We start from the raw sequence: 26413 nt of genomic DNA, 5'->3' as shown, positions 1-26413 counted from the left end.
TGCTGCGCGCGGCGTTGGTGCAGCTGAATGTCGGCGACGACCCGGCGGTCAACCTGGCCGCGACGCTGGGGTTTGTGGCCCAGGCCGCACGCGGCGGCGCGCAGCTGGTGCTGACGCCCGAGGCGACCAACCTGCTGACCCCAGACCGCGAACGCCAGCGTGCGGTCTTGTGGCGCGAGGCTGACGACCCGACGCTGGCGGCGCTGCGCGCGGCGGCCTCTGATTGGCGGATCTGGCTGTCGGTGGGGTCGCTGTCGCTGCGCCACGACGACCCGGACGAGCCGCGTTTCGTCAACCGCAGTTTCCTGATCGCGCCCGACGGGGGCATCGTCGCGCGCTATGACAAGATCCATATGTTCGACGTCGAGATCGACGGCCGCGCCATCCGCGAAAGCGCGGGTTTTCGCCCCGGCGCGCAGGCGGTGGTCGCACGCGGGCCGTGGCCGATGGGGCTGAGCGTCTGCTATGATCTGCGCTTTGCGGCGCTTTACCGGCGGCTGGCGCTGGCGGGGGCGCGGGTTCTGACCGTGCCTTCGGCGTTTCACCCCACCACCGGCGCCGCGCATTGGCATGTGCTGCTGCGCGCCCGCGCCATCGAGACCGGCTGTTTCGTGCTGGCCGCCGCCCAGACAGGCACCCACCCCGCCCCCCACAGCCCCGGCCGTGATCCCCGCCGCAGCTACGGCCATTCGCTGGCGGTCGCGCCCTGGGGCGAGGTGCTGGCCGACGCGGGTCAGGCGCCGGGGGTGACGCTGGTCGATCTCGACCCCGCCCGCGTGGATACCGCCCGCACCCGCATCCCGGCATGGCGGCATGATCCGGTGATCTGGGGACCATGAGCGACGATCTCGACACCATCCCGGCGCTGGCCGCGAGCCTGTTTGCCGAGTTGCTGGCCAGCGAGCAGCTGGCCCGCGCGCTGGTCACCCGCAGCCTGCCCGGCGGGATGCAGCTGTCGCATTTTTCGGTGCTGAACCTGCTGGCGCATCTGAACGAGGAACGCACCCCCGCCCAGCTGGCCGAGGCGTTCCACGTCAACCGCAGCGCCATGACCAACACGATTTCCCGGCTGGAATGGGCGGGGCATGTCCATGTTCGCCCCGATTGGGACGACGCGCGGCGCAAATTCGTGGCGATCAGCCCAGCCGGCCGCGCCGCCCGAGATGCGGCGCTGGCGGCGTTCCTGCCGCGCATCTCGACCATCGTCCGCGATCTGGGCGCGTCGCAGGTGCGCCTCGCCCTGCCCGTCCTGCGCCGCCTGCGCGAGCGGCTTGAGGATGAAACCTAGCGCCGGATCCCGGTCATCAGATAGTTCACCGCCAGGTCGCGGGGCGACAGCGACCAGCGGAAACCCAACGGGTTGAACACCATGCCGGCGCGATCCACCACCTTGGCACCGGCGGTCTCGAACATCGCCGCCAGTTCGTCCGGGCGGATAAAGCGGCGCCAGTCATGGGTGCCGCGCGGCAGCCAGCGCATGATCCATTCCGCGCCCACGATGGCCGCGGCAAAGCTTTGCGGGGTGCGGTTCACGGTCGAGGCGATCAGCACCCCGCCCGGCCGCAGCAGCTGCGCACAGGTGGCGATGAAATCAGCCGGGTCGGCGACATGCTCGACGATTTCCAGCGCCAGCACCACGTCGAAACCGCCGCCTTCGGCCAGCAGCGATTCGGCGGTGGTGGCACGGTAGTCGATCTGCAACCCGGACTGTTCGGCATGGAGCCGGGCGACGGCAATGTTTTCCTCGGCCGCGTCGGCGCCGGTGACCTGCGCGCCCAGCCGCGCCATCGGTTCCGCGACCAGCCCGCCGCCGCAGCCGATATCCAGCAGCCGTAGCCCCTCCAGCGGGCGCAGGCTGCTGCGGTCGCGGGAAAATTCGGCGGCGATCTGGGTGACGATATATTCCAGCCGCAGCGGGTTGAGCATGTGCAGCGGCTTGAACTTGCCGGCGGGATCCCACCATTCCTCGGCCATCGCCTGGAACTTGGCGACCTCGGCCCGGTCGATGCTGCTGTGCGCGGTGGTCATGCTGCGTCTCCTTCGGGGACCGATTGGCGTCGGCCCGGCGCAGGGTGTATAGCGGAAACATGGACCGCTTGGCAGACCGAAACGCCGCATCATCGTCGCAGGGGCGGCTTTATCCACCGATCGAGCCGTTCGACCGGCGCATGATCGCGCGCGACAACGGCCACCACATCCACGTCGAGCAATGCGGCAACCCCGACGGGCGGCCGGTGGTCGTGCTGCACGGAGGCCCGGGGGGCGGCACCAGCCCGGTGATGCGGCGGTTTTTCGACCCCGCGCATTGGCGGGTGGTGCTGTTCGATCAGCGCGGCTGCGGGCGATCCACGCCGCAGGCTTCGGTCGTGGCCAACACCACCGCGCATCTGATCTCGGACATCGACGCGATCCGGCAGGCGCTGGAACTGCCGCCGGCGGTGCTGTTCGGCGGCTCATGGGGCGCGACGCTGGCCCTGGCCTATGCGCAGACCCGCCCCGAGGCCGTGTCGGCACTGGTCCTGCGCGGGGTGTTCCTGGGCCGGCAAAGCGAACTTGACTGGTTCTATGGCGGCGGCGCGGGGCGGTTCTGGCCCGATCTGTGGGAACGCTTTGTCGCGCCGATCCCGGCTGACGAACGCGGCGACCTGATCGCCGCCTATCACCGCCGGCTGTTTTGCGGCGACCACGCGACGGAGACCCGCCACGCCATCCCCTGGCTGGCCTGGGAAAACGCGCTGGCCGGGGTGGACACCCCGACCAACAGCCATATCCCGCCGAGCTATGCCCGCGCCTTTGCCCGGCTGGAAAACCACTATTTCGCGCATCAGTGCTTTCTGGACCCCGAGCAGCTGCTGCGCGACCGCCACCGCATCGAACATCTGCCCGCGGTGATCGTGCAGGGCCGCTATGACATGGTTTGCCCGCCGCAAAGCGCGTGGGAACTGGCGCGCGGCTGGCCGGGGGCAGAGCTGCGCATGGTCCCCGCATCAGGTCACGCGCTGACCGAACCTCGCATCGCCGCCGAGCTGGTGCGGGTCATGGATGCGATGGCGACGGCAGGCTGAACCGGCGCCTGGGCCGCGCGGCCGGACCGGGGCGCTGCCCCGGACCCCGGGATATTTAACAACCGCCCGAAAGAGGGAACGCCGGGCCCGCGCCCGTTCTTCCTTGCGCAAATATCCTCCGGGTTTCCGAGCGCCCGGAAAAACAGCCCAGTGGACCGTTTTCAGCGAGGAAGGCCACGGCAAGTGGCCGGGGGTGGAAAACCCCTGCTGCGGCGGAACCTCAGCTGCCCTTGGGCCGCTGCCGGTCCTTGTGCTTGGCCAGCGCCCCGGTGGGCCGCTTGTTCGAGCGGTCCTTGTAGGGGTTCTTGACCCCCTGGTCGCGGAAATTCAGCCGGATGGGCGTGCCGGGCAGGTCGAAATCCGCCCGCAACCCGTTGATCAAATAGCGCCGATAGGCCTCGGGCAGCTGGTCGGTGTGCGTCGCCATCACCACAAAGCCCGGCGGCCGCGTCTTGATCTGCGTCATGTAGCGCAGGCGGATGCGGCGGCCGCCCGGGGCGGGGGGCGGGTGCGATTCGGTCATCGCGGTCAGCCACTGGTTCAGCCTTGCGGTGGGGACGCGGCGGTTCCAGACCTCATGCGCGCGCAGGATCGCGGCGTGCAGCCGGTCCAGCCCCTTGCCGGTGCGGGCCGAGACGGTGACCAGCGGCGCGCCTTTCAGCTGCGGCAGCAGCCGCTCGAACGCCTCACGCAGCTCGTTGAGCTTGTGGGGCTTGTCGTCCTCAAGATCCCATTTGTTCGCGGCGACCACCACGGCGCGGCCCTCGGTTTCCGCGAAATCGGCGATGCGCAGGTCCTGTTGTTCAAACGGGATCGCCACGTCCAGCAGCACCACCACCACCTCGGCAAAGCGCACCGCGCGCAGCCCGTCGGCGACCGACAGCTTTTCGACCTTGTCGGTGATCCGGGCCTTTTTCCGCATCCCCGCCGTGTCGAAGATCCGCACCGGAGTGCCCATGAAATCCGACCGCACCGAGATCGAATCGCGGGTGATCCCGGCCTCGGGGCCGGTCAGCAGCCGGTCCTCGCCGATGATCTTGTTGATCAGCGTCGATTTTCCGGCGTTCGGCCGCCCGATCACCGCGATCTGCAAGGGGCGCGTGTCGCTGGGGCGCCAGTCCTCGGCGCCCTCGCCCGATTCGGCCTCGGCCTCGGTCAGCGTGACCTCGACCGCGGGGGCGATGGGGGCGGGACGTTCGCTTTCCACGGTCTCGGACAGGGGTTTGAGGACGCGGTAAAGATCCTCCATCCCCTCGCCGTGTTCGGCGGAAATCTGGATCGGCTCGCCCAGGCCCAGCGACCAGCCCTCGGCCGCGCCGGCCTCACCGGCCGCGCCCTCGGCCTTGTTGGCGGCAAGGATGACGTGTTTGGCGCGTTTGCGCAGGATGTCGGCGAAATATTCGTCGGCGGCAGTCACGCCGATGCGGGCGTCGATCACGAACAGGCAGATGTCGGATTCGTCCACCGCGCGTTCGGTCAGCCGCCGCATCCGCCCTTGCAGGCTGCCGTCCTCGACCATTTCCAGCCCGGCGCTGTCGATCACCACGAAACGCAGATCGCCCAGCCGCGCATCGCCTTCGCGCAGGTCGCGGGTGACGCCGGGCTGGTCGTCCACCAGCGCCAGCCGCCGGCCCACCAGACGGTTGAACAGGGTCGATTTGCCGACATTCGGGCGCCCGACGATGGCAAGGGTAAAGCTCATCAGCGATACGCGTGCAGCTGGCCGTTCTGGCCGGTGACGTAAAGCGTGCCGCCCGAGACGACCGGCGCGGTCGCCGCACCGCCGGGGATCGCCGCCTGCCCGACCAGCGCGCCCGAGCGCGGATCGAAGGCCCGCAACACCCCGTCGGACGAGGCGACGAACAGCCGCCCCCCCGCCAGCACCGGTCCGTAATGCACGCGGATGGCGGCCTGTTTCTTGGTCTTTTGCTCGACGAACAGCGGCAGAGGCGTGGCAAAGATGCGCCCGCCGGTCTGCGCGTCCAGCCGCACCAGTTCCGCCTGATCGTTCACCGCAAAGACCGAGCCTCCGGCCAGCACCACCGGGCTGTTGGCGCCGTCGCGGCCCGACCACAGCGTGGTGCCGCTGTCGCGGTCAAAGGCGTTGATCCGCCCCGAGGACGACCCCGCCAGCACCATGTTCCCCGCGATCACCGGATCGCCGGTCAGGTCGCGAATAAAGGCGATGGCCCGGCCCAGCCGCGAGCCACCGACCTGCGCGCTCCACCGTTCCGCGCCGGTGGCGGTGTCCACGGCCAGCAGCTGCCCCGAGGCAAAGGGAAAGATCACCTGCCCCCCCGCCACTGCCGGGGCCGAGACCCCGGTCACGCCCGAAGGCGCGGAAATTCCCGAAACCGTCCACAGCACCTTGCCGTCCTCGGCCCGCACCGCCCAGCCGGTGGCGTCGCGCGCGGCGACATAGACCACGCCGCCCGCGGCGGTGGGGGCGCCGCCGATGGGCGCCTGCACGCGCTGGCGCCACAGCACCCGGCCGCTGGCCGCGTCCAGCGCCACCAGCTCGCCATAGCCGGTGGTCACAAAGACCCGCCCCGATTCATGGGAGATGCCGCCGCCCGACACGCCGTCGCCGCTTTCGCCCGCGGGGCGCAGATCGGCGATCCAGGCGGTGCCGCCCGACAGCGCGGTGGCCACCACCTGCGCGCGGCTGTCCAGCGTGAACACGCGCCCCCCCGCCACCACCGGGTCGGCGGTGATGCGGTGGCGCTTGCCCGAGGGCTGGCCGATGGGCGCCGACCAGATCCGTTGCAGCCCGCCGCCTGGCAGCGCCGCGTGGGGCATCAGATGCGCCGCATTCGCCGCCCGCGTGCTCCATTCAGTCGAGACCGGCGCGGCAAGGTTCAGCGCGGTCGAGGTCACCCCCGCCGGCCCGATCACCGCCGGACCTTCGGCCGAGGCGATGTCGCGCGGGTCCAGCCGTTCGCCGGTCAGGATCACCTCGCGCGGGGAACAGGCCGACAGCGCGGCGACGGCAACCATGGGGGCGATCAGGGGCAGCAGCGCGTTCAGTCTGGACATCTGTGGCTCCGGTGCGGCGGGGGCGGTGGGTCGGCGGGAACGTGGCGGGCAGAGGCGGCGGGTCAGTCCGCGTCGGCGGGCTGGACCACCTCGGCGGCAAGCGTGGGATCGGGGGCGGTGTGGGTGGCGGCCTCGGGGTCGGGGTCGGCGCCCAGCGTGACCAGATGGTCGGCCAGCCGCTGGCGCATCTGCCCGCTCAGCCCGTTCATCTTCTGGATCTGGCGGATCAGCGTGACCGCATCGTCGCGCCGGCCCGCGCCGGCCAGGGCGATGGCCTTGAGCTCATGGGCGATCATTTCAAAGGGCGCGCCGGGGGCCGACAGCCGCGTCAGCGCCGCATCGCGGGCGGCGGGGTCCATGCCCGGCCCTTGCGCCAGCACCGATTTCAGCGCGGCAAGGTCGCGAATCACCACGTCACTGCCGGCGGCGGTGGCGGCGGTGTCATAGCGCTGCCCGGCGGCGGCGATATCGCCGGCCTCGACCAGCGCGTTTCCGGCCAGAATATCGCGCAGCATCGCCTGACGCGGGTTGTCGGTCGCGATGGCGGCAATGGCGGCGGCGCGGGCGGCCGCATCGTCGCCCCCCGCCTGCTGCGCGGCCAGGATCGCATCGCCGAAGGCGCGGGCCGAGGCTGCCTCTTGCGCGCGGGCGTATTCGCGCCACGCCGCCCCCCCGACCAGCGCCACAATCAGCAGCGCGGCGACCCAGCCATAGCGCCGCATCAGCAGGAACAGCCGGTCGCGGCGCAGGTCCTCGGTCACCTCGTCGATGAAATGGTCGTTCTGGTTGGCCATAAAGGGTCCGCGCCTGCTTGATCCGGTTTTCGCCCTTCTACACACGCGGCCGGGGGTTTGCCAACGCCCGCGCCGGCCGGCCCCCCAAGATTACCCGCCAGATTACCCGCTGCCGCCCCTTTGAACCCCGGCGCGGCCCCGGCCCCGGTGCGGGCGCGCGGCCCGGCGGGGAACCCTATCCGCTTGACCCGCGTTCGGCCGGCAGCGAAACTGCCCGCCGGCTGGGCGAGCCTTGTTCGAGGCTCTGCCCGAAACTCTTTGAAAGGATTGCTTCCCATGGCCTTCACCCTGCCCGACCTGCCCTATGCCCATGATGCTCTGGCCGCCGGTGGCATGTCCAAGGAAACGCTGGAATATCACCACGACAAACACCACAAGGCCTATGTCGACAAGCTCAACGAGCTGATCGCCGGGACCGAATGGGAAAATGCCAGCCTCGAAGACATCGTGCGCGGCACCTACAAGGACGGCGCGGTCGCCCAGAACGGCATTTTCAACAACGCCAGCCAGCACTGGAACCACGCGCAGTTCTGGGAAATGATGGGCCCGAACCCCGGCGCCATCCCCGCAGAGCTGGAAAAGGCGCTGACCGAAAACTTTGGCTCGGTCGACGAGTTCAAGAAGAAATTCGCCGAGGCCGGCGCCGGGCAGTTCGGTTCGGGCTGGGCCTGGCTGGTCAAGGACAAGGACGGCAGCCTCAAGGTCACCAAGACCGAAAACGGGGTGAACCCGCTGTGCTTTGGCCAGACCGCCCTGCTGGGCTGCGACGTGTGGGAACATTCCTATTACATTGATTTCCGCAACGCCCGGCCGAAATATCTGGAAAATTTCCTGAACAAGCTGGTGAACTGGGAAAACGTCGCCTCGCGCATGTGATCCCCCAGCCGGCATGATGACAAAGGTCCGCCGTAAGTGGCGGGCCTTTTTTCATGCGCGGGCGTCAGTTGGAGGGCGCGGGTTCGACCGGCACCACTGCGGGGGCAGCCTCGGTCCCTTGCGGGGTTCCGGGCTGCACCCCGGCACCGGTCGCGCCGGCGGGTTCGCCGTCGATGCCCAATGCGGCCGGGCTGTCGGGCGTCGGCACAGGTTTCTGGATCGGCACGAACATGAAGAACAGCACCGCCGCCAGGATGACTGCGGCGACGCCGATCACCATGGGCCAGATGCCGATGCCGGAGGATTCGCGGGGTAAAGCCATGAAAGCACCTATGGGTCAGATCCGGGCCCGCGCCGGATTGCCCGGCACGGATCACCGTGGATATGCCCCAACGCCGCGACCCGCGCCGCAGTTTCTGCAAGCTGTGCGGGGGCGTGGTCGCCCCCGCGCAGGGGATCAGTTGGTCGTGGTGGTTTCGACCTCGACCGCCGTGTCATCGGTCGCCTCATCCGCTGCTTCATCGGCGGCGGGTTCCGCATCCGTCACCGCCTCGGTCACGGAATCGGTGGTCGCGTCGTCGGTGGTCGCGTCGGTGGCGGGATCTTCGGCCTCGGGCTCAGCCTCGGGCTCGGCAACCGGTTCGACTGCGACAGGCTCGGCCACCGGCTCTTCGACGACAACCTCTTCGACGACCGGCGTTTCGGCAACCGGCTCTTCCACGGCGGGGGGCGGCTCGACCGAGACATTGTCCGCCGGGGCCGTGTTGTCCGAGCCGACATACCAGAAGGCCGCAGCGGCCGCGATGACCACCGCGCCGACGATGTACCACAGGTTTTTTTTGTTCTCGTTGGTCGAGGCCATGTCAAATACTCCGTTGATATGACCCGACTCATACGCCGCAATGCAGCAATATCAAGCGCGATCGACAGCCCGGGCGCAAAGCTGCCGTTTGCGTGCCACCCGCACCCCACGCGCCCGTGAAGCGCCTGCGGCCTTGCGGCGCTTTCACCCGCCGGCAAAACTGCCTATCACCCCCTCGACACAAGCGAGGCGGCGATGTTCTGGATCATTCTGGCGGCAATGACCTTGGTGGTGGCGGGGGCGATCCTGCGGCCTTTCATCGGGGGTGGGCAGGCCGAGGCCATCCCCGCCGCCGCCTATGACCTGGGCGTCTATCGCGACCAGTTGCGCGAGGTGGACCGCGACGTGAAGCGCGGCGTGCTGACCGAGGCAGAGGCCGCGCGGCTGCGCACCGAGATCGGGCGCAAGATCCTGGATGCCGACCGCGCGCTGACCCGCCACAGTGCAGGCGCCGAAAGACCGGCGCGGCCGTGGCTGGCGGTCGCGGTGCTGGTGCTGGCGGTCGCCGCAAGCGCCGCGATCTATCTGCGCAACGGCAGCCCGGCCATGCCCGACGTGCCGCTGAAAGCCCGCATTGCCGCCGCCGACGCCCGCATCGCCGACCTGCCGGCGCAGGCCGATCTGGTCGCCCGCGCGCCCGCGCGCGAGCTGCCGCAGGCCGACCCCGACTATCTGCAACTGATCGAAAGGCTGCGTCAGGCCGTCATCCAACAACCCGACGACCGGCAGGGGCTGGAACTGCTGGCCGAACACGAAGCCCGGCTGGGCAATGTAGCCGCCGCCGCCGATGCACAGGCGCGGCTGCTGGCGCTGCGCGGCGAGGACGCCGGCGCGTTCGACCACGTCCGGCTGGCGCTGCTGTGGGTGGATGCGGCGGGGGGCATGGTCTCGGCCGAGGCGCAGGCCCAGCTTGCGACCGCGCTGCGCCTTGATCCGCAGCTGCCGCAGGCGCGCTATCTGCTGGGGCTGATGTATGCGCAGAACGACCGGCCCGACCTTGCCTTTGACCTGTGGCGCGAGCTGCTGGAAAATTCGCGCCCCGATGCGCCGTGGAACCTGACCATCCGCCAGATGATCCCTGAACTGGCGTGGTTCGCGGGCCATCCCGGATACCGCCCGCCCGAAACCGGCGCGCCCGGAATGCCCGCCCTGCCCGGCCCCGATGCCGAAACCATGGCCGCCGCCGGCGAGATGAGTCCCGAAGAACAGCAGCAGATGATCCGCGGCATGGTCGACAATCTCGAATCGCGGCTCGCGACCGAAGGCGGCACCCCCGAGGAATGGGCGCGGCTGATCACCTCGCTGGTGCGGGTCGATGATCGCGCCCATGCGCAGGAAATCCTGGCCGAGGCAAGGATGCGCTTTGGCAACGCCCCCGAGGCCGCAGCGGTGATTAACGCCGCCGCGGCCGAGGTCGGTCTGGACGCCGCCGAATGATCTGCGAAACCATCGAGGATTTCGCCGCCGCCCTGCCCCGCAGCGGCGCCATCGCCGGGCTGGATCTGGGCACCAAGACCATCGGCGTCGCGGTCAGCGACGGGCTGCGCAGCGTCGCCTCGCCGTTGACGGTGATCCGGCGGCAGAAATTCACGCTGGACGCGGCCGAATTGCTGCGCATCGTCCAGGACCGCGGGCTGGCCGGGCTGGTGCTGGGCCTGCCGCGCAACATGGACGGGACCGAGGGCGCGCGCGCCCAATCCACCCGCGCCTTTGCCCGCAATCTGGAACGGCTGACCCCCTTGCCGCTGGGGTTCTGGGACGAGCGCCTGTCCACCGTCGCGGCCGAACGCGCCCTGCTGGAAGCCGACACCTCGCGTCGCAAGCGCGCCGAGGTCATCGACCAGGTGGCCGCCGCCTATATCCTGCAAGGGGCGCTTGACCGGCTGGGCTATCTGGGATGACGGTCGCCAGCCCCTGCCTGAATATCTGCACTCTGGACCGCGAAAGCCGGACCTGCACCGCCTGCCTGCGCACGCTAAAGGAAATCGGCGGCTGGAGCCGGATGAGCGACGCCGAAAAACGCCGCGTGCTCGACCGCATCGCCGCCGAAAGCCGCTGATCCCCACCCGCGCCGCTGCAAGCGGGGGCCAGCCCCCGCACCCCCGGGATATTTTCAACCGCCCGAAGAGGCAGGCGCCGCGCTGCTGGTTTTGCTGCTTGGGATATTGCGGGGGCGATCGCGCGCCAGCCCCGGCTTGCGGGCGCGGCGAAACTCTGGCACGGCCGGGGCATGGCCGATCCCGTCTCGCATCCCGTCACCGCGGCTTACGACCGCATCGTCGCCGAAGGGCGGATCAAGGACGACGCAGCCCAGCGCACCGTCCTGCCGGCGCTGGACCGGCTGGTCGCGGCGGTGGCGCGCGCGCCGGCGGCCGGCAAGCCCGGCGGGCTGCTGGGCCGCATTTTCGGCGCGGCCGCCAAGCCTCCGCCCGGGCCGGTGGCGCGCGGGGTCTATCTGTGGGGCGGCGTCGGGCGCGGCAAGTCGATGCTGATGGATCTGGTGGTCGAGGCCGCACCCATCGAGAAAAAGCGCCGCGTCCATTTCCACGAATTCATGCAAGAGGTGCAGTCCGGGCTGAACGATGCCCGCCTGCGGGGCGACGCCGATGCGGTGCGCCCGGTGGCCGAGACCATCGCGGCCTCGACCCGGCTATTGTGTTTCGACGAGATGCAGATCACCGACATCGCCGATGCGATGATCGTGGGGCGCCTGTTCCAGCTGCTGTTCGAAAAGGGGGTGACGGTGGTCACCACCTCGAACCGGGTGCCCGAGGATCTTTACAAGAACGGCCTCAACCGCCAGCTTTTCCTGCCCTTTATCGCGCTGATCCGGGAACGGATGCAGGTGATCCGGCTGGATTCCGACCGCGACCACCGGCAGGGCCGCGCCGCGGGCGGGCAGGTCTGGTTCACCCCCGAGGACGGCGACCGCCGGACCACGCTGGACGAGATCTGGGCCGAGTTGACCGGCGCCGCCCCTGCCCGCCCGCGCGCGCTGGAAATCAGGGGTCGCAGCGTCACCATTCCGGCCGCGCATGACCGGGTGGCGCGGGCGGATTTCTATGACCTCTGCGGGCGGCCGCTGGGGCCGGCGGATTACCTGGCCATCGCCGATGCGTTCGATGCGCTGATCATCGACGACATCCCCTGGCTGGGTCCAGCCAATTACGACATGGCGAAACGCTTTGTCACGCTGGTCGATGCGCTGTATGAGGCCAAGGTCAGGCTTTATGCCTCGGCCGCCGCCGAACCCGACCGGCTTTACCCCGAGGGCCGCGGCGCGTTTGAATTCGAGCGCACCGCCAGCCGCCTGAACGAGATGCAGGCCGCCGACTGGGCCGCCCCCTAGAAATTCTCGCGCAGCACCCGCCCGGCCAGATACAGCGAGCCGCAGATCAGCAGCCGCGCCCCCGGGTGCGCCGCGGCCAGCGCCGCGACCGCTTGGGTGACATCGGGCGCGGTGCCCGCCTTGATCCCGGCCGCGCGGGCGAAAGCGGCGGTATCCTCGGCGGAAAGCGTCGCGGCCTCGCCCTCGATGCTGACCGCGGTCAGGGTTTCCACCTGCGGCGCCAGCGCCCGCAGATAGCCGCCCACGTCCTTGGTGTTCAGCATCCCGCAGACCAGATGCGTGGGCCGCCTGGGCAGTTCGATCAGGGTTGAGGCCACCGCCTGCCCCCCCGCCGGGTTGTGGCCACCGTCCAGCCAGATTTCGCAGCCCGCCGCCGCCTCGACCAGCGGGCCGCCGCGCAGCCGCTGCATCCGCGCGGGCCATTCGACCCCGGTCATCGCCGCCGCAGCCTCGGGCTGGCCAAAGCCCAACTCGCGCAGAGCCGCCACCGCGGTGCCGGCGTTGCCGGTCTGGAACGGCCCCGGCAGCGCCGGCAACGGCAGGTCCAGCAGCCCGCGTTCGTCCTGAAACACCAGCGCCCCGCCCTCGCGCGCGACGGTCCAGTGCTGGCCCGCGACCGACAGCGGGCAGCCCAGCCGGGCCGCGCGCGATTCGATCACCGCCAGCGCCGCGTCGTCCTGCCGGGCCACCACGCAAGGGGCGCCGCGCTTGAGGATGCCGGCTTTCTCGGCGGCGATCTCGGGCAGCGTCTCGCCCAGATATTGGGTGTGGTCGATGCTGATCGGGGTAATCACCGTCAGCCGCGGCTGCGCCACCACGTTGGTTGCATCCAGCCGCCCGCCAAGCCCGACCTCAAGCAGGGTGAAATCCGCAGGCACCCGCGAAAACGCGAGGAACGCGGCGGCGGTGGTCACCTCGAAAAACGTGATCGGGCGGCCGGCGTTGACTGATTCGACCTCGGCCAGCGTTGCGGCCAGCAGGTCGTCGGCAATCAGCGAGCCAGCCAGCCGGATGCGTTCGTTGAACCACGCCAGATGCGGCGAGGTATAGGCGTGGACCCGCAGCCCCGCCGATTCCAGCCCCGCCCGGATGAAAGCCTGGGTCGAGCCCTTGCCGTTCGTCCCCGCCACATGGATCACCGGCGGCAGGCGGTCCTGCGGGTCGCCCAGATCACCCAGCAGCCGCTGCATCCGGTCCAGCGACAGGTCGATCACCTTGGGATGCAACGCGGTCAGGCGCTGCAAGATCGCATCGACAGCGGCGGTCAACTCAGTCGCGCCCGGCGGTCGGCGGCGGCGGGGTGACATCCGCGGCGGCCTTGTCCGGCTGCGGATCGCCCCCCGCATCGGGCAGGGCCGAGGGCAGCACGCCGGGCGCCGGCAGGTCGGCCACGACCGGGGCCGACAGCCCGCCCAGCATCCGCAGGATCGAGACCAGCTCTTCGCGCAGCTTCTTGCGGTGGGTCACCCGGTCCAGCATCCCGTGTTCCAGCAGATATTCGGCGCGCTGGAACCCCTCGGGCAGTTTCTCGCGGATGGTCTGCTCGATCACGCGGGGGCCGGCGAAACAGATCAGCGCGTTGGGTTCGGCGATCTGGACATCGCCCAGCATGGCGTAGCTGGCGGTGACGCCGCCGGTCGTGGGATGGGTCAGCACCACGATATAGGGCAGCCCGGCCTCTTTCAGCATCTGCACCGCGACGGTGGAACGCGGCATCTGCATCAGCGACAGGATGCCTTCCTGCATCCGCGCGCCGCCGGCGGCGGAAAACAGCACCAGCGGGCGCTTGAGCTGCACCGCACGCTCGGCCGCGGCGACGATGGCGTTGCCGACATACATCCCCATCGAGCCGCCCATGAAGTTGAAATCCTGCGCGGCGGCGACAATGGGGGTGCGCCCCATCTCGCCCTCGGCGACCAGCATCGCCTCTTTTTCGCCGGTGGATTTCTGCGCGGCCTTCATCCGCTCGGGGTATTTCTTCTGGTCGCGGAACCCCAGCGGGTCGGCCAGAGGCTCGGGCACCTTGACCTCGACGAATACGCCGCCGTCGAACAGCGCGGTAAAGCGCGCGCGGGGCGAGATCGCCAGATGGTGATCGCAGTTCGAGCAGACGTTGAGATTGTCGGCCAGTTCCCGGTGAAACAGCATCGTCCCGCATTCGGGGCATTTGGTCCACAGGTTCTCGGGCACTTCGCGCCGCGAGAACAACGAGTTGATGCGCGGCCGGACGTAGTTGGTGATCCAGTTCATCCTGTTGCCCCTGCCTGACAGTTCGGGCGTGAAATAGGCCGACGGGGCGGATGATGCAACGCAAAGCCGGAAACCGGGGTGCAACCGGGCGAGCATCGGACCGGGGCTCTGCCCCGGACCCCGGGATATTTGGGACCGCCCGAAGGCGCGCGCCGCTTGCCATCCCGCGCGCCGCGCGGCAATCACCGCCGCATGGACGGGACGCACAGGGACAGGATCGCCGCGGGGATGCGGGCCGGGTTGCCGGTGGCGCTGGGGTATCTGCCGGCGGCCTTTGCCTTTGGCGCCGCCGCCAGCGCCATCGGGCTGAGCGCGCCCGAGGTCGGCGCCATGTCGGCCATCGTGTTTTCCGGCGCCAACCAGGCGTTCCTGCTGGCCGCAATACCCGCCGGAATGCCGGTGGTGCTGATGGTGGCGCTGACCGCGGCCGCCAGCCTGCGCCACCTGCTTTACGGGCTGGTGCTGCGCGACCGCATCGGCGGCAGCCGCCCCCAGCGCGCCGCCTTTGCCTATGGGCTGACGGATGAGGTGTTCGCCACCGCCCTTGCCGCCAGCACCCGCGACCATGGGCGCAGCCGTCCGGGCGGCCGCTGGCTGATCGGGCTGGCCCTGACCGCCTGGGCCGCGTGGAGCCTGGGCAGCATCGCCGGCGCCGCCGCGGGCGACGCGCTGCGGCGCTTAAGCGAATCGGCCGCCGCCGCCATGGGCTTTGCCCTGCCCGCCCTGTTCATCGGGCTGATGCTGGGCGCGATCCGGCGCGAGGTCGCGGTGCCGGTGGCGCTTGCCGCCGCCATTGCCGCGCTGGCGGTGCTGTCGGGCCATGCGCAGCTGGCCATCCCCGGCGGCGCGCTGGCCTGCCTGACCGCGCGGTGGTTCCGTTGAGCGCGGCGCTGTGGGTCGCCTTTGCCGTGATCGGGGCGCTGACCTATCTGACCCGCGCCCTGCCGCTGCTGTCGCGCCGCCGCAGCAGCGGCGCGCCTCCGCCTGCGTGGCTGGACGCGCTTGGCCCCTGCATCCTTGCCGCCATCGCCGTCGCCGTGCTGCTGCCCGAGGCAAGCGCCGCGCTGGCCGCCGATGCGTGGCGCCCCTTTGCGCTGGGGTCAGTCGCCGCCGCCGGGGTCATGCTGTGGCGCCGCGACGCCGGGCTGGCGACATTGGCCGGGGTTGCGGCCTATTGGCTGGCGATCTGACCGCCTGACCGCGCCTCGGACCCTTGCCCGCCGCGCCCGGCGGGACTATTCCAGCCTCAGCCAAGGGGGATTGCCATGAAGAACACGCGCTTCGACAAGTCGAAACTGCCCAGCCGTCACGTCACCGAGGGGCCGTCGCGTGCCGCGCATCGCAGCTATCTTTACGCGATGGGCATCACCGAAGAGGAAATCCACCAGCCCTTCGTCGGCGTCGCCACCTGCTGGAACGAGGCCGCGCCCTGCAACATCGCCCTGAACAGGCAGGCGCAATCGGTGAAGATGGGCGTCAAGAAGGGCGGCGGCACGCCGCGCGAATTCACCACCATCACCGTGACCGACGGCATCGCCATGGGGCATGAGGGGATGCGATCCAGCCTCGCGTCGCGCGATGCCATCGCCGACACGGTCGAGCTGACCATGCGCGGCCATTGCTACGACGCGCTGGTCGGGCTGGCGGGCTGCGACAAGTCGCTGCCGGGGATGATGATGGCGATGGTGCGGCTGAACGTGCCGTCGGTGTTCATCTACGGCGGCTCGATCCTGCCGGGCAAATACAAGGGCCGCGACATCGTGGTCCAGGACATGTTCGAGGCCGCGGGCCAGCACGCCGCCGGGCTGCTGTCGGACGCGGAACTGGCGATCATGGAAAAACTGGCCTGCCCCTCGGCCGGGGCCTGCGGCGGCCAGTATACCGCCAACACCATGGCCTGCGTGTCCGAGGCGATCGGGCTGGCGCTGATCAATTCCTCGGGGGCACCGGCGCCTTACGAATCGCGCGATGCGTTCGGCGATGCCTCGGGCGTGGCGGTGATGAACCTGCTGGAACGGAACATCCGCCCCCGCGACATCGTGACCCGCAAGTCGCTGGAAAACGCCGCGCGCGTGGTCGCCTGCACCGGCGGCTCGACCAACGGCGGGCTGCACCTGCCGGCCATCGCGCATGAGGCGGGGATCGACTTTGACCTGTTCGACGTCTGCGACATCTTCCACGACACCCCCTATTTCGTGAACCTGCGCCCGGGCGGCGAATATATCGCCAAGGATCTTTACGAGGTCGGCGGCATCCCGGTGGTGATGAAGGAACTGGCCAAGGCCGGGCTGCTGCATCTGGACTGCATCACCGCCTCGGGCCGCTCATTGGGCGAAGAACTGGACGACATCCGGGGCGAACCCGACGGCCGCGTCATCCACCCCGTCGCCACCCCGATCACCAAGACCGGCGGTGTCGTCGGGCTGAGGGGCAATCTTGCGCCCGACGGGGCCATCGTCAAGGTCGCGGGGATGAGCGACGAAGACCAGGTCTTTACCGGCCCGGCGCTGGTGTTCGAGTGCGAAGAAGACGCCTTTGAGGCAGTGCAGAACCGCACCTACGCCGAAGGCTGCGTCTTTGTCATCCGCAACGAAGGCCCTGCGGGCGGCCCCGGCATGCGCGAGATGCTGGCCACCACCGCGGCGCTGTCGGGCCAGGGCATGGGCAAAAAGGTCGCGCTGATCACCGACGGCCGGTTTTCCGGCGCGACGCGCGGCTTCTGCGTGGGCCATGTCGGCCCCGAGGCCGCGCATGGCGGCCCCATCGCGCTGATCCGGAACGGCGACATGATCACCATCGACGCGATCAAGGGCGAAATCTCGGTCGACCTGTCGGACGAGGAACTTGCCCGCCGCAAGGATGCATGGGCCGGCCCGCGCAAGACCGACTATGCCTCGGGGGCGCTGTGGAAATACGCGCAGCTGGTCGGCTCGGCCCGCTACGGCGCCGTCACCCACCCGGGGGCAGCAAAGGAAACCCACATCTACATGGACCAGTGATGGGACCAGTGATGGGTTCGGGGCGATGACGCCGCGCCCGCGCCGCTGGCTGGCCACACGGCTGCGCCAGCACTGCGGCGGCCATTGGGCGGCGCTGGCGGATCGCGCCCCGGCACTGCCGCCGGGGCGGCTGCGGCTGCTGCGCACCGAGGCGCAGGGGCTGCGTCGCGATCTGGACCGCTTCGTCTCGCGCGCGCAGACCCGGCTGGACGGAATTGCCCGCGCGGCGGATGTGCTGCATCTGCCGCCCGGAACCGACTGGCGCTGGCGCCCTGCGGTGCTGTCGTCGCGGCTGGAACGCCCCGGCATCGCCGCCCCCGACAGCGGCACCAGGCTGGGCGAGGAAACCGGCATCTGGCACGACTGCGATTCGCGCGCGCTGATCCTGCGCCAGGTTCCCAACCGCCGCGCCGAGGATCTGGCGCCCTATGGGCTGCGGCTGGAAACCATGGGGTTTTGCGGCAGCTATCTTTCCGTCGCGGTCGACCTGCCGCCGGAAAGCCTGGACGGGCTGACGCGCAGCCATATCCTGCGGCTGGACAGCGTGCTCAGCGTGGAACGCCCGGTCAGCATCTTTGCGCGGCTGAACATCGGCCACGGGCCGAACATCGACAACGCGCTGCGCCATCTGGGCGATTTCCACCCCGAGGAGATCTCGGCCCGGGTCATCGAATTCGACCTGCATTATCTGGAGATCAACGAGCGGCGGCTGGAACGGATCTGGCTCGACCTGATCTTCGAGGCGCCGCAGATGAATTCGATCCGGGTCCGCGACCTGTTCCTGTCGCGCCACAAACGCGCCGAAGTCTGAATAAGGAAACGCCATGTCAGCCCGGATCGCACCTGGACAAATCTCTTCGCTGGGGCTCAGGGCGGGCGTGTGGGAATGCGCGCTGCGTTTCGCAACGCCGCCCGGCCGCGTGGCGCTGACGCTGGATGGCCGCACCGTGGCGCTGGCCGAGCTGACCCCCGAACCCACCCCGGACGACATGCACATCTGGCGCGCCCGCGCCGCCATCCCCGCCGAGACCCTGGCCGAGGGCGTGCAGACCTATGTGCTGATCGCCGACGACGGCGAAGGCACCGAGGGCCCCCGCCCCGGCGCCACCCGCCTGGCCCACCTGCCCCTGCTGGCCGGCGAGGCGCTGGACCACGACCTGCGCGCCGAAATCGACCTGCTGCGGGCCGAGATGGACCTGCTCAAGCGCGAGTTGCGCCGCCTCGCCACCGGCTAGCCGTCAGCGGCTCGGGCATGGCTCTGGCTGTCCCGATCTAAGATTCTGCGTTCCCGAACCCCTGCAAGAGGCCGCGCAGAAAACCGCTCGCGATGCCATTTTCCCGGCAACGCCGCCTCCCTCGCCGCTTCTTTCATCTTGCTGCAAATATCCCGGGGGCTGGCCCCCGCTCCGGCAGAGAGGAAATCACTCTCGCCGCCAATAGGAATACCCGCCGATCTCGGAAAACCCCAGCCGCGCATAGAACGCCCGCGCGACGGCGTTGTCCTCGGTCACGGACAGGCCCAGCTGCACCGCCCCTTGCGCGCGGGCGAATTGCGCCGCACGGCGGACCATCCATGCGCCCAGGCCCCGGCCGCGCCATTGCGGCAGCACCGCCAGCGCGTGCATCATCGCGACCTCGCCCTGCGCGGCGACGAAACAGGCCCCGGCGGCGCGGTCGTCCATCCGGCCGATGATCGCGGCCTTGGGGGTCTGCACGCGTTCCATCACCCCCTGCCGTTCCGGCCCGACATCGCAGGCCATCCACAGCTCGCGCTGGATCGCCAGCGGCGGCCACAGCTCCATGGCGGTGACCCGAGGGATCTCGGGTTCGCACAGCGGGGCCACCGGGCTGGACAGGATCAGCGTCGGCTCGGTCTCGGTATAGCCGCGCCGGCGCAGCGCATGGGCCAGCGCCGCGTCCTCGCGTTCGACCGCGAACAGCGCCGGCTGGCCCCAGGCGCGGTGGCGAGCCTCGGCGGCATCGACATCGGCGCCGATGTCGCCGCCCGGCTGCAACCCGTCGGCTTCAAGCCGGCGCGCGCAGCTGACGCGGCCGCCGCCGCCGCCGCCGCGCCCGACCACCAGCCCGCCGGCCAGCACATATTCCGCCGCCGGCCATGTCGCGGCCCATGCCGCATCGAATCCGGGGGAAATCATGCGCCGAACCTTTCCATCAGGGCCGCCCGGGCGCGCCCGACCTCGGCCGCGTCCAGCCCCCGCACCACGACATTGGTGCCATAGCCGCGTTCGTCCCGGAACGGATAGCTGCCCAGAGACAGCGCCGGATGCGCCTCGGCCACGGCGCGCAGATCGTCGGCCACCTCGGATTCCGGGCGCAGCACCTCGATGCTGACGGATTGCACCGGGCGGCCGGTGGCCAGCTGCGGCACGATGGTTTCCACCATGCTGCGAAACACCGAAGGCACCCCCGCCATCACATGCAGCCCGCCGATGGAAAACCCCGGCGCCGCCGACACCGCATTACGGATCAGCGTGGCACCGCGGGGGATGCGGGCCATGCGCAGGCGGCTTGCGGTGATCTCGACCCCGCGCGCGCCCCAGTGTTCCTCCATCACGCGGCGGGCCTCGGGGTTCAGCTCAAGCGGGGCGCCATAGGCATCGGCCACCGCATCGGCGGTGATGTCGTCATGGGTCGGCCCGATCCCGCCCGAGCTGAACACCATGTCCCAAGCGCCGCCCAGATGCCGGTCCAGCGCCCGCAGCGCGTCCACGATGGCGCGGTGATCGTCGGCCACCACGCGGATCTCGCGCAGGTCGATGCCGATCGCGTTCAGCACGCCGGCCAGATGATGGGCATTCAGGTCGCGGGTGCGACCGGACAGGAATTCGTCGCCGATCAGCAGGATTGCGGCGGTCGGATTGTCGGACTGCATCGGGGTTCCCTTCGCTTCGGCGCCATAATGACAGGCTGCCGGGCCGGGACAAGGGCGCGCGCGGCGTCGGGGGCTGGAAGAACCGCGCCGCCGGGTCTATCTGGGACGGCAAAGGAAAGGACCGCCCGATGAACGAAGCCCGCGTCACCCGCGAGGGGATCCGCATTCACGCCCCCGAGGATTTCGCCGGGATGCACGCGGCCGGGCAGTTGACGGCGCGCATCCTCGACGAGGTGGGCGAACACGTCCACCCCGGCGCCACCACCGCCGAGATCGACGATTTCATCCGTCGCCGGGTCGAAGAGCTGGGCGTGACCAGCGCCACCATCGGCTATCGCGGCTATCAGCACGCCAGCTGCATCAGCGTGAACCACGTGGTCTGCCACGGGATTCCGGGCGAAAAGCGGCTGGCCGACGGCGACATCCTGAACATCGACGTCACGGTGATCCTTGACGGCTGGTTCGGCGATTCCAGCCGGATGTATGTGGCGGGCAGCCCTTCGGTCAAAGCCCGACGGCTGATGCAGGTCACCCACGACGCGCTGATGAAAGGGATCGAGGCCGTGCGCCCCGGCCATACTTTCGGCGACATCGGCCACGCCATCCAGACCTACGCCGAGGGCCACCGCATGTCCGTGGTGCGCGATTTCTGCGGCCACGGCATCGGGCGGGTGTTCCACGCGCCTCCGAACGTGCTGCATTTCGGCCGCCCCGGCAAAGGCCCGCTGCTGGAGGAAGGCATGTTCTTCACCATCGAGCCGATGATCAACCTCGGCCGCCCGGAAACCAAGGTGCTGGCCGACGACTGGACCGCCGTGACCCGCGACAAGTCGCTGTCGGCGCAATTCGAACACGCAATCGGCGTCACCGCCGACGGCTGCGAGATCTTCACCCTCTCGCCCGCCGGCAGTTTCTTTCCCAGCTTCTGAACGACGCGGCACCATCCCTGGAAAAGCCGCCGCTTTCCCCTGCCCGGCCTCCAGGCTTCGGGCGGTCAAAAATATCCTCGGGGGAAGCGGCCGCAGGCCGCGCGGGGGCAGACAGCCCCCGTCCGACGGTGCAACCCACGCAGCCGCGCCAACCCCGGCACGACCGCCTCAGGCGTCGACCGCCACCGCCTCGACCTCGGCGCCATCGGTGAACTGCAACCGCGCCAGCCGCGCGTATAGCCCGCCCTGCGCCACCAGCTGGTCATGGGTGCCCTGCTGCACGACGCGGCCTTCGTCCAGCACCACGATGCGGTCGGCCTTTTTCACCGTCGCCAGCCGGTGCGCCACGATGATGGTGGTGCGCCCCTGGGCCACCGCGTCGATGGCGTCCTGCACCAGACGTTCAGACTGCGCATCCAGCGCGCTGGTGGCCTCGTCCAGCAGCAGGATGGGCGCGTCGCGCAGGATGGCGCGGGCAATGGCGATACGCTGTTTCTGACCGCCCGACAGCATCACCCCGCGCTCGCCCACCTGGGAATCATAGCCCTGCGGCAGCGACATCAGGAACTCATGCGCGTTGGCGGCGCGGGCGGCGGCCTCGATCTCGGCATCGCTCGCCTCGGGGCGGCCAAAGCGGATGTTCTCGCGCGCGGTGGTGGCGAAAATCACCGGATCCTGCGGCACCAGCGCGATGGCCCGGCGGAAATCACCCCGTGCCATGGCGCGCAGGTCGATGCCGTCGATGGCCACATGCCCCTCGGCCGGATCCCAGAACCGCTGGATCAGCTGCACCACCGTGGTCTTGCCCGACCCTGACGGCCCGACCAGCGCCACGGTCTCGCCGGGGCGGATGTCCAGCGTCACGTCGCGCAGGGCGGACACATCGGGCCGCGTGGGGTAATGAAAGCTGACGCCGGCGAATTCGATCCCGCCGCGGGCCGGGCGCGGCAGCGCCACCGGCCGGGCGGGGTCGCGCAGCGTATCCTCGGTCGCCAGCAGCTCGCCCAGACGCTCGGTGGCGCCGGCGGCGCGTTGCAGCTCGCCCCAGATCTCGGACAGCGCCCCGGCGGAACCGGCGACCAGCACCGCGTAGATCACGAACTGCACCAGCTCGCCCACGGTCATCGTGCCGGCGCGCACGTCGCGGGCGCCGATCCACAGCACCCCCACCACCCCGGCAAAGATCAGAAAGATCACCGCCGCGGTCATCAGCGCCCGGATGCGGATACGCCGCCGGGCCGAGACATAGGCGGCCTCGGTCACCCGACCGAACCCTTGGCGCGCCGGTTCCTCGGCGGTAAAGGCCTGCACGGTCTGCGCCGCCAGCAGATGCTCGGACGCCGCCCCCGAGGAATTGGCGATCCAGTCCTGGTTTTCACGCGACAGCACCCGCAGCCGCCGGCCCAGCACGATGATCGGCACCAGCACCAGCGGCACCAGCAGCAACAGCAGCCCGGTCAGCTTGACCGAGGTGAACAGCAGCATCACCATGCCGCCGATCACCACCACGGTCTGGCGCAGCGCCAGCGATACGGAACTGCCGATCACCGACAGGATCAGCGTGGTGTCGGTGGTGATGCGGCTGATGATCTCTCCGGTCATCACCCGCTCGTAGAACGCCGGCGACAGGCCGATCACCCGGTCAAAAACAGCGCGGCGGATGTCGGCCACCACGCGTTCGCCCAGCAGGGTGACCAGCGCATAGCGCAGCGCCGTCCCCACCGCCAGCAGCGCGGCAATCGCCAGCGCCGCCAGGAAATACTGGTCCAGCAGCCCCGCGCCCTCGTCAAAGCCGTCGACGATCCGGCGCACGGCGACCGGCAGCACCAGGCTGACCCCCGCGGTCAGCAGCAACGCCGCCATCGCCGCCAGCAACAGCAGCCGATAGGGCCGCATGAAAGGCCACAACGCCTTCAGCGCGCCGATCCGCCGCGTGGTGGGACGATCGACAAGAATCGAGGGTGAACGGGCCAAACCTGCCTCCCGGCTCATGGGACTGGCCCCGTTTAGGCGCCGGGGGACCGCAGGGCAACCCGCTGCCCCTGCGACCCATGCCCGCCCCACCCGCGCCGGCGGCCCCTTAAGACAAGCTCAACACCGCCCCGCTGCCGAAAGCGCGGGGTTTCTTCATCATCCAAATATCCCGGGGGTGCGGGGGCTGGCCCCCGCCCCGGCGGCGACGCAATCCCGGCGGCTCAGACCGCCCCCATCACCGCGCCGATCGCCGCGCAGGCGGCAACCGCAAAGCCCGCGTCGATCAGCGTCGTGACCATCGGTCGCGGGGTGTGGGTGTTCTCGATCACCAGCCAGGGCGAGACCAGCGCCGCGCCGATCAGCGCCCCCCAGCCGGCGCCAGAGATCATCCCGTCGATGCCGGCGCGCAGGAACAGCACCCGGATCATCGCCGACACCGCCACCAGCCCGACCCCGGCCAGCAGATAGGGCGCAACCGGACGCCCGCGCGGATCGCCGATATTGCGCACCTGCAACGCCGAGGCGCTGGCATAGACCCCGTCCGCCAGCCGATAGATGATGGCGCCGATCACCCAGGCAAGGATCGCGGCGGCGATCACGATCATCATTTCCATGCGGTCAGTCCTCCCATTCGCGCATGTGTTTCCCTACCTCCCGAGGTTTCCTCAGGCAGCGCGCGACAGCGCCAGCACCGCGTCCCATTCGTCCTGCGTCACCGGCTGCACCGACAGCCGCGAATGCGTCACCAGCATCATCGCGGCGAATTGCGGATCCGCCTTGATGGTGGCCAGCGACACCCCCTGCGGCAGTTTTTCCACTGCGCGCACGTCCACGCATTCCCATTTCGGGTCGGCGGCGGTCGAATCCGGGTGCGCCTCGGCGATCACCTCGACGATGCCGACGATTTCCTTGCCGATGTTGGAATGATAGAAAAAACCCCGGTCGCCCAGCCGCATCTCGCGCATGAAGTTGCGGGCCTGATAGCTGCGCACCCCGTCCCATTCCTCGCCGGCGGCACCCTTGGCGACCAGATCATCCCAGGAAAACACGTCCGGTTCGGATTTGAACAGCCACAGCCTCATCCGATGGCCTTTTTCCACTCGATCACCTCGACCGAGGCGAACACATCCACCGCCGCATAGGGGTCGGTCGCGACCCAGGCTTTTGCCGCCGCCAGATCCCCGGCCTCGATCACCAGCAGCGAGCCTGCGGGCGCGCCCTCTTCGATCAGCGGCCCGGCGAATTGCACGCCGCCATGGGCGGCCAGCCAGTCCAGATGCGCGGGGCGGGTGGCGGCGCGGGTATCGACACGACCGGGCTTGTCCCGGCAGATCACGGCGTAAAGCGGCATCATTCCTCCTTGAGCGGACGTGCGAGCAAAAGTCGCATTGCCTGTTTAACGTCAATATGTCCTTCGGCAAGCCCGGCGATCAGGGCCGAGATCGGCATCTCGACCGATTCGGCCGTGGCGATGGCGGCGACGGCGCGGGCGGTGGCGGCGCCCTCGACCGTGATTGCGGGGTCGAAACCCTTGCCCCGCCCCAGCGCCAGCCCATAGCGGAAATTGCGCGATCCCTCGGATGTCGCGGTCAGCACCAGATCGCCCAGGCCCGACAGGCCGGTCAGGGTTTCGGCCTCGGCCCCGCGATGGACAGCAAAGCGCGTCATTTCGGCAAACCCGCGGCTGATGATCGCGGCGCGGGCGGAATCGCCCAAGCCAGCGCCAATGGCGACGCCCGCGGCGATGGCGATCACGTTCTTCAGCGCGCCGCCCAGTTCGGCGCCGGTCACGTCGGTGGTGCGGTAAAGCCGCAGCACCGCGGTCGACAGCGCATGTTGCAGCCGGTGCCCGGCCGCCGCATCCGCGCAGGCCAGCGTCAGCGCCGTGGGCAGGCCGCGGGCGATGTCGGCGGCAAAGCTGGGTCCGGTCAGCACCGCCACCGTCGCGCCCGGGCAGCCCGAGGCGATCATCCGCGCCGGCGACTGCCCGCTGGCAAGGTCGATGCCCTTGGCGCAGCTGACCAGCGCACGCCCGTCCAGCTGCGCGGCATGGGCGGCCAGAAACCCCGACAGCGCCTGCGCCGGCACCGCCAGCAGCATCATGTCCGCCGCGGGCAACGTCTCGGTCACCGTCACCGCATCGGGCAGCGCCACCCCGGGCAAAGCCGGGTTTTCGCCGCTCCAGCCGATGCGCCGGCCCCACAGCGTCACCGGCCCGTTTGCCGACAGCGCCACCGCAAGCGCCGTGCCGAATGCCCCCGCGCCCAGGATCGCGATATTCCCGCTCATGCTTTTGCCCCCCGCTTGCCGGCGCCCAGCATCGGCGCGGCGCGTTCGTCCAGCGGCCAGCGCGGCCGCGCGGCCAGATCCATGCCGTCGCGATGGCCAAGGCGAAAGCGCTCGATCCCCGCCCAGGCGATCATCGCGGCGTTGTCGGTGCACAGCGCCAGCGGCGGCGCGACAAAGCGCACGCCCACTGCCCCGGCCACCTGTTCCAGCGCGGCGCGGATAGCGCGATTCGCGGCGACGCCGCCGGCGACGGCCAGCACCGGCACCCCGGCCAGCGCCAGCGCGCGGCGAGTCTTTTCGGCCAGCACCTCGGCCACTGCCTGCTGGAACCCGGCGCAGATATCGGCGCGCAGACCCATCCGCAGCCCGCCATCCGCCGCCACCGCTTGATCGCGCAACCGCAGCACCGCGGTTTTCAGCCCCGAAAAGCTGAGATCGCAGCCCGGGCGGTCCAGCAGCGGCCGAGGCAGCGCCACCGCCGCCGCATTGCCGCGCGCGGCCTCGGTTTCCACCGCCGGGCCGCCGGGCTGGGGCAGGCCCAGCAGCTTGGCCACCTTGTCGAAGGCCTCGCCCGGGGCGTCGTCGATGGTGCCGCCCAGTCGGGTGAAATCCTCAGGCCCGCGGACCAGCAGGAACTGGCAATGCCCGCCCGAAACCAGCAGCATCAGATATGGAAAGCCGATGCCCTCGGTCAGCCGCGGGGTCAGCGCGTGCCCGGCCAGATGGTTCACGCCGACCAGCGGCAGCCCGGTCCCGGCCGCCAGCCCCTTGGCCAGCATCACCCCGGCCATGACCCCCCCGATCAGCCCCGGCCCGGCCGTCACCGCAATCGCATCCAGATCGCGCAGGGTGACACCGGCCTGCGCCAGCGCGGCCTCGACACAGTGGTCCAGCCGCTCGGCATGGGCACGGGCGGCGATTTCCGGCACCACGCCCCCGAAATCCGCATGCAGCGCCGCCTGCCCCGCCACGACCGACGACAGCACCCGCCGATCCGAGGTCACGACAGCGGCGGCGGTATCGTCGCAACTGCTTTCGATCCCAAGCACGGTCAGGGTCATGGTTGTATTCACGGGTCTGCTGCGGCTTATCGGGGG

The 26413-nt window shown here is 69.9% G+C and carries 30 protein-coding genes; 14 read left to right on the top strand and 16 right to left on the bottom strand.

The features are described from left to right. Positions 1-2 precede the first annotated feature (2 nt). Together BLW83_RS06360 and BLW83_RS06355 are read left to right on the top strand one after the other, a co-directional pair. Positions 3-839 carry a carbon-nitrogen hydrolase family protein gene (locus BLW83_RS06360; protein WP_177172526.1) on the top strand — a complete coding sequence of 279 codons (837 nt, stop codon included), beginning with the start codon at positions 3-5 and terminating at the stop codon, positions 837-839. Further along, entirely contained in the window at positions 836-1288 is a 453-nt protein-coding gene (locus BLW83_RS06355; protein ID WP_090846740.1) for a MarR family winged helix-turn-helix transcriptional regulator, read from the top strand. The genes BLW83_RS06360 and BLW83_RS06355 overlap by 4 nt, the downstream gene beginning before the upstream one ends. Here the strand turns inward: BLW83_RS06355 and ubiG are convergent. After that, positions 1285-2028: a bifunctional 2-polyprenyl-6-hydroxyphenol methylase/3-demethylubiquinol 3-O-methyltransferase UbiG gene (gene ubiG / locus BLW83_RS06350; RefSeq protein WP_090846738.1), complete on the bottom strand. Its 744-nt coding sequence runs from the start codon at positions 2026-2028 to the stop codon at positions 1285-1287. The two genes, BLW83_RS06355 and ubiG, sit on opposite strands and share 4 nt — an antisense overlap. 59 nt (positions 2029-2087) lie before the next feature. Between ubiG and pip the strand changes: the two genes are divergently transcribed. Next, positions 2088-3065: a prolyl aminopeptidase gene (gene pip, locus BLW83_RS06345; protein ID WP_090846736.1), complete on the top strand. Its 978-nt coding sequence runs from the start codon at positions 2088-2090 to the stop codon at positions 3063-3065. 220 nt (positions 3066-3285) lie between these two features. On the opposite strand, the gene der is transcribed toward pip, so the two are convergent. From der to BLW83_RS06330, 3 genes are all read right to left on the bottom strand, one after another. Next, positions 3286-4767, bottom strand: coding sequence for a ribosome biogenesis GTPase Der (gene der, locus BLW83_RS06340; protein WP_090846734.1), 1482 nt, complete (start codon positions 4765-4767; stop codon positions 3286-3288). Continuing rightward, positions 4767-6101, bottom strand: a complete 1335-nt coding sequence (locus BLW83_RS06335) for an outer membrane protein assembly factor BamB family protein (RefSeq protein WP_090846732.1) — start codon at positions 6099-6101, stop codon at positions 4767-4769. Before BLW83_RS06335 ends, der begins: the two co-directional genes overlap by 1 nt. Before the next feature lie 62 nt (positions 6102-6163). Further along, positions 6164-6895 (bottom strand): tetratricopeptide repeat protein, encoded by a 732-nt coding sequence (locus BLW83_RS06330; protein WP_090846729.1) that lies wholly within the window; start codon positions 6893-6895, stop codon positions 6164-6166. A gap of 276 nt (positions 6896-7171) precedes the next feature. Between BLW83_RS06330 and BLW83_RS06325 the strand changes: the two genes are divergently transcribed. Then, the gene (locus tag BLW83_RS06325) at positions 7172-7771 is read left to right on the top strand and encodes a superoxide dismutase (protein ID WP_090846727.1); all 600 of its coding nucleotides are present in this window, start codon (positions 7172-7174) and stop codon (positions 7769-7771) included. Positions 7772-7835: 64 nt separating this feature from the next. Here the strand turns inward: BLW83_RS06325 and BLW83_RS06320 are convergent, their stop codons facing one another. Together BLW83_RS06320 and BLW83_RS06315 are read right to left on the bottom strand one after the other, a co-directional pair. Beyond that, entirely contained in the window at positions 7836-8093 is a 258-nt protein-coding gene (locus BLW83_RS06320) for a hypothetical protein (RefSeq protein ID WP_143042753.1), read from the bottom strand. 135 nt (positions 8094-8228) lie between these two features. Next, on the bottom strand, positions 8229-8633 hold the full coding sequence (locus tag BLW83_RS06315; protein ID WP_090846723.1) for a hypothetical protein: 405 nt from the start codon (positions 8631-8633) through the stop codon (positions 8229-8231). A gap of 195 nt (positions 8634-8828) precedes the next feature. Here BLW83_RS06315 and ccmI point away from each other — a divergent pair, with 195 nt between their 5' ends. From ccmI to zapE, 4 genes are all read left to right on the top strand, one after another. Next, the gene (gene ccmI, locus BLW83_RS06310; protein ID WP_090846721.1) at positions 8829-10070 is read left to right on the top strand and encodes a c-type cytochrome biogenesis protein CcmI; all 1242 of its coding nucleotides are present in this window, start codon (positions 8829-8831) and stop codon (positions 10068-10070) included. Then, positions 10067-10534, top strand: a complete 468-nt coding sequence (gene ruvX / locus BLW83_RS06305; protein WP_090846719.1) for a Holliday junction resolvase RuvX — start codon at positions 10067-10069, stop codon at positions 10532-10534. The genes ccmI and ruvX overlap by 4 nt, the downstream gene beginning before the upstream one ends. Continuing rightward, the gene (locus BLW83_RS06300; protein ID WP_090846717.1) at positions 10531-10692 is read left to right on the top strand and encodes a DUF1289 domain-containing protein; all 162 of its coding nucleotides are present in this window, start codon (positions 10531-10533) and stop codon (positions 10690-10692) included. Before ruvX ends, BLW83_RS06300 begins: the two co-directional genes overlap by 4 nt. A 171-nt stretch (positions 10693-10863) precedes the next feature. Then, positions 10864-11982, top strand: coding sequence for a cell division protein ZapE (gene zapE / locus BLW83_RS06295; protein ID WP_090846715.1), 1119 nt, complete (start codon positions 10864-10866; stop codon positions 11980-11982). Here the strand turns inward: zapE and BLW83_RS06290 are convergent. Next, the gene (locus tag BLW83_RS06290) at positions 11979-13250 is read right to left on the bottom strand and encodes a bifunctional folylpolyglutamate synthase/dihydrofolate synthase (RefSeq protein ID WP_245728655.1); all 1272 of its coding nucleotides are present in this window, start codon (positions 13248-13250) and stop codon (positions 11979-11981) included. The two genes, zapE and BLW83_RS06290, sit on opposite strands and share 4 nt — an antisense overlap. 1 nt (position 13251) lies before the next feature. Further along, positions 13252-14232: an acetyl-CoA carboxylase, carboxyltransferase subunit beta gene (gene accD / locus BLW83_RS06285; protein ID WP_245728654.1), complete on the bottom strand. Its 981-nt coding sequence runs from the start codon at positions 14230-14232 to the stop codon at positions 13252-13254. A gap of 192 nt (positions 14233-14424) precedes the next feature. Between accD and BLW83_RS06280 the strand changes: the two genes are divergently transcribed. The 5 genes from BLW83_RS06280 (at position 14425) to BLW83_RS06260 (ending at position 18466) form a co-directional block, all read left to right on the top strand. Further along, positions 14425-15114 carry an AzlC family ABC transporter permease gene (locus BLW83_RS06280; protein WP_090846712.1) on the top strand — a complete coding sequence of 230 codons (690 nt, stop codon included), beginning with the start codon at positions 14425-14427 and terminating at the stop codon, positions 15112-15114. Continuing rightward, on the top strand, positions 15102-15422 hold the full coding sequence (locus BLW83_RS06275; RefSeq protein ID WP_245728653.1) for an AzlD domain-containing protein: 321 nt from the start codon (positions 15102-15104) through the stop codon (positions 15420-15422). Before BLW83_RS06280 ends, BLW83_RS06275 begins: the two co-directional genes overlap by 13 nt. A gap of 75 nt (positions 15423-15497) precedes the next feature. After that, entirely contained in the window at positions 15498-17231 is a 1734-nt protein-coding gene (ilvD, locus tag BLW83_RS06270) for a dihydroxy-acid dehydratase (protein ID WP_090846710.1), read from the top strand. Positions 17232-17256: 25 nt separating this feature from the next. Further along, entirely contained in the window at positions 17257-18042 is a 786-nt protein-coding gene (locus BLW83_RS06265) for a DUF6478 family protein (RefSeq protein WP_090846709.1), read from the top strand. Between the two features lie 13 nt (positions 18043-18055). Beyond that, the gene (locus tag BLW83_RS06260; protein WP_090846707.1) at positions 18056-18466 is read left to right on the top strand and encodes a hypothetical protein; all 411 of its coding nucleotides are present in this window, start codon (positions 18056-18058) and stop codon (positions 18464-18466) included. Positions 18467-18652: 186 nt separating this feature from the next. Here BLW83_RS06260 and BLW83_RS06255 read toward each other — a convergent pair whose 3' ends face one another. Both BLW83_RS06255 and BLW83_RS06250 read right to left on the bottom strand, forming a co-directional pair. Next, complete coding sequence (locus tag BLW83_RS06255) at positions 18653-19387, bottom strand: GNAT family N-acetyltransferase (protein WP_090846705.1); 735 nt, start codon at positions 19385-19387, stop codon at positions 18653-18655. Continuing rightward, a complete protein-coding gene (locus BLW83_RS06250) occupies positions 19384-20124 on the bottom strand; it encodes a competence/damage-inducible protein A (RefSeq protein WP_090846703.1) in 741 nt (246 codons plus the stop codon). Before BLW83_RS06250 ends, BLW83_RS06255 begins: the two co-directional genes overlap by 4 nt. 128 nt (positions 20125-20252) lie before the next feature. Here BLW83_RS06250 and map point away from each other — a divergent pair, with 128 nt between their 5' ends. Then, entirely contained in the window at positions 20253-21053 is an 801-nt protein-coding gene (gene map / locus BLW83_RS06245) for a type I methionyl aminopeptidase (RefSeq protein ID WP_090846701.1), read from the top strand. Between the two features lie 168 nt (positions 21054-21221). Here map and BLW83_RS06240 read toward each other — a convergent pair whose 3' ends face one another. From BLW83_RS06240 to tsaD, 6 genes are all read right to left on the bottom strand, one after another. After that, positions 21222-23045: an ABC transporter transmembrane domain-containing protein gene (locus BLW83_RS06240; RefSeq protein ID WP_245728652.1), complete on the bottom strand. Its 1824-nt coding sequence runs from the start codon at positions 23043-23045 to the stop codon at positions 21222-21224. Between the two features lie 203 nt (positions 23046-23248). Further along, positions 23249-23641: a DUF1761 domain-containing protein gene (locus tag BLW83_RS06235; RefSeq protein WP_090846699.1), complete on the bottom strand. Its 393-nt coding sequence runs from the start codon at positions 23639-23641 to the stop codon at positions 23249-23251. 51 nt (positions 23642-23692) lie between these two features. Then, positions 23693-24109 (bottom strand): EVE domain-containing protein, encoded by a 417-nt coding sequence (locus BLW83_RS06230; protein WP_090846698.1) that lies wholly within the window; start codon positions 24107-24109, stop codon positions 23693-23695. Then, positions 24106-24378, bottom strand: coding sequence for a YciI family protein (locus BLW83_RS06225; RefSeq protein WP_090847516.1), 273 nt, complete (start codon positions 24376-24378; stop codon positions 24106-24108). Before BLW83_RS06225 ends, BLW83_RS06230 begins: the two co-directional genes overlap by 4 nt. Then, positions 24378-25316 (bottom strand): NAD(P)H-dependent glycerol-3-phosphate dehydrogenase, encoded by a 939-nt coding sequence (locus tag BLW83_RS06220; protein ID WP_090846696.1) that lies wholly within the window; start codon positions 25314-25316, stop codon positions 24378-24380. Before BLW83_RS06220 ends, BLW83_RS06225 begins: the two co-directional genes overlap by 1 nt. Then, positions 25313-26377, bottom strand: a complete 1065-nt coding sequence (gene tsaD / locus BLW83_RS06215; protein WP_090846694.1) for a tRNA (adenosine(37)-N6)-threonylcarbamoyltransferase complex transferase subunit TsaD — start codon at positions 26375-26377, stop codon at positions 25313-25315. Before tsaD ends, BLW83_RS06220 begins: the two co-directional genes overlap by 4 nt. Between the last annotated feature and the right edge of the window lie 36 nt (positions 26378-26413).

The organism is Paracoccus alkenifer, assembly GCF_900108405.1.
Classification (GTDB): domain Bacteria; phylum Pseudomonadota; class Alphaproteobacteria; order Rhodobacterales; family Rhodobacteraceae; genus Paracoccus; species Paracoccus alkenifer.
This window is presented reverse-complemented; position numbering and strand designations above follow the sequence as displayed.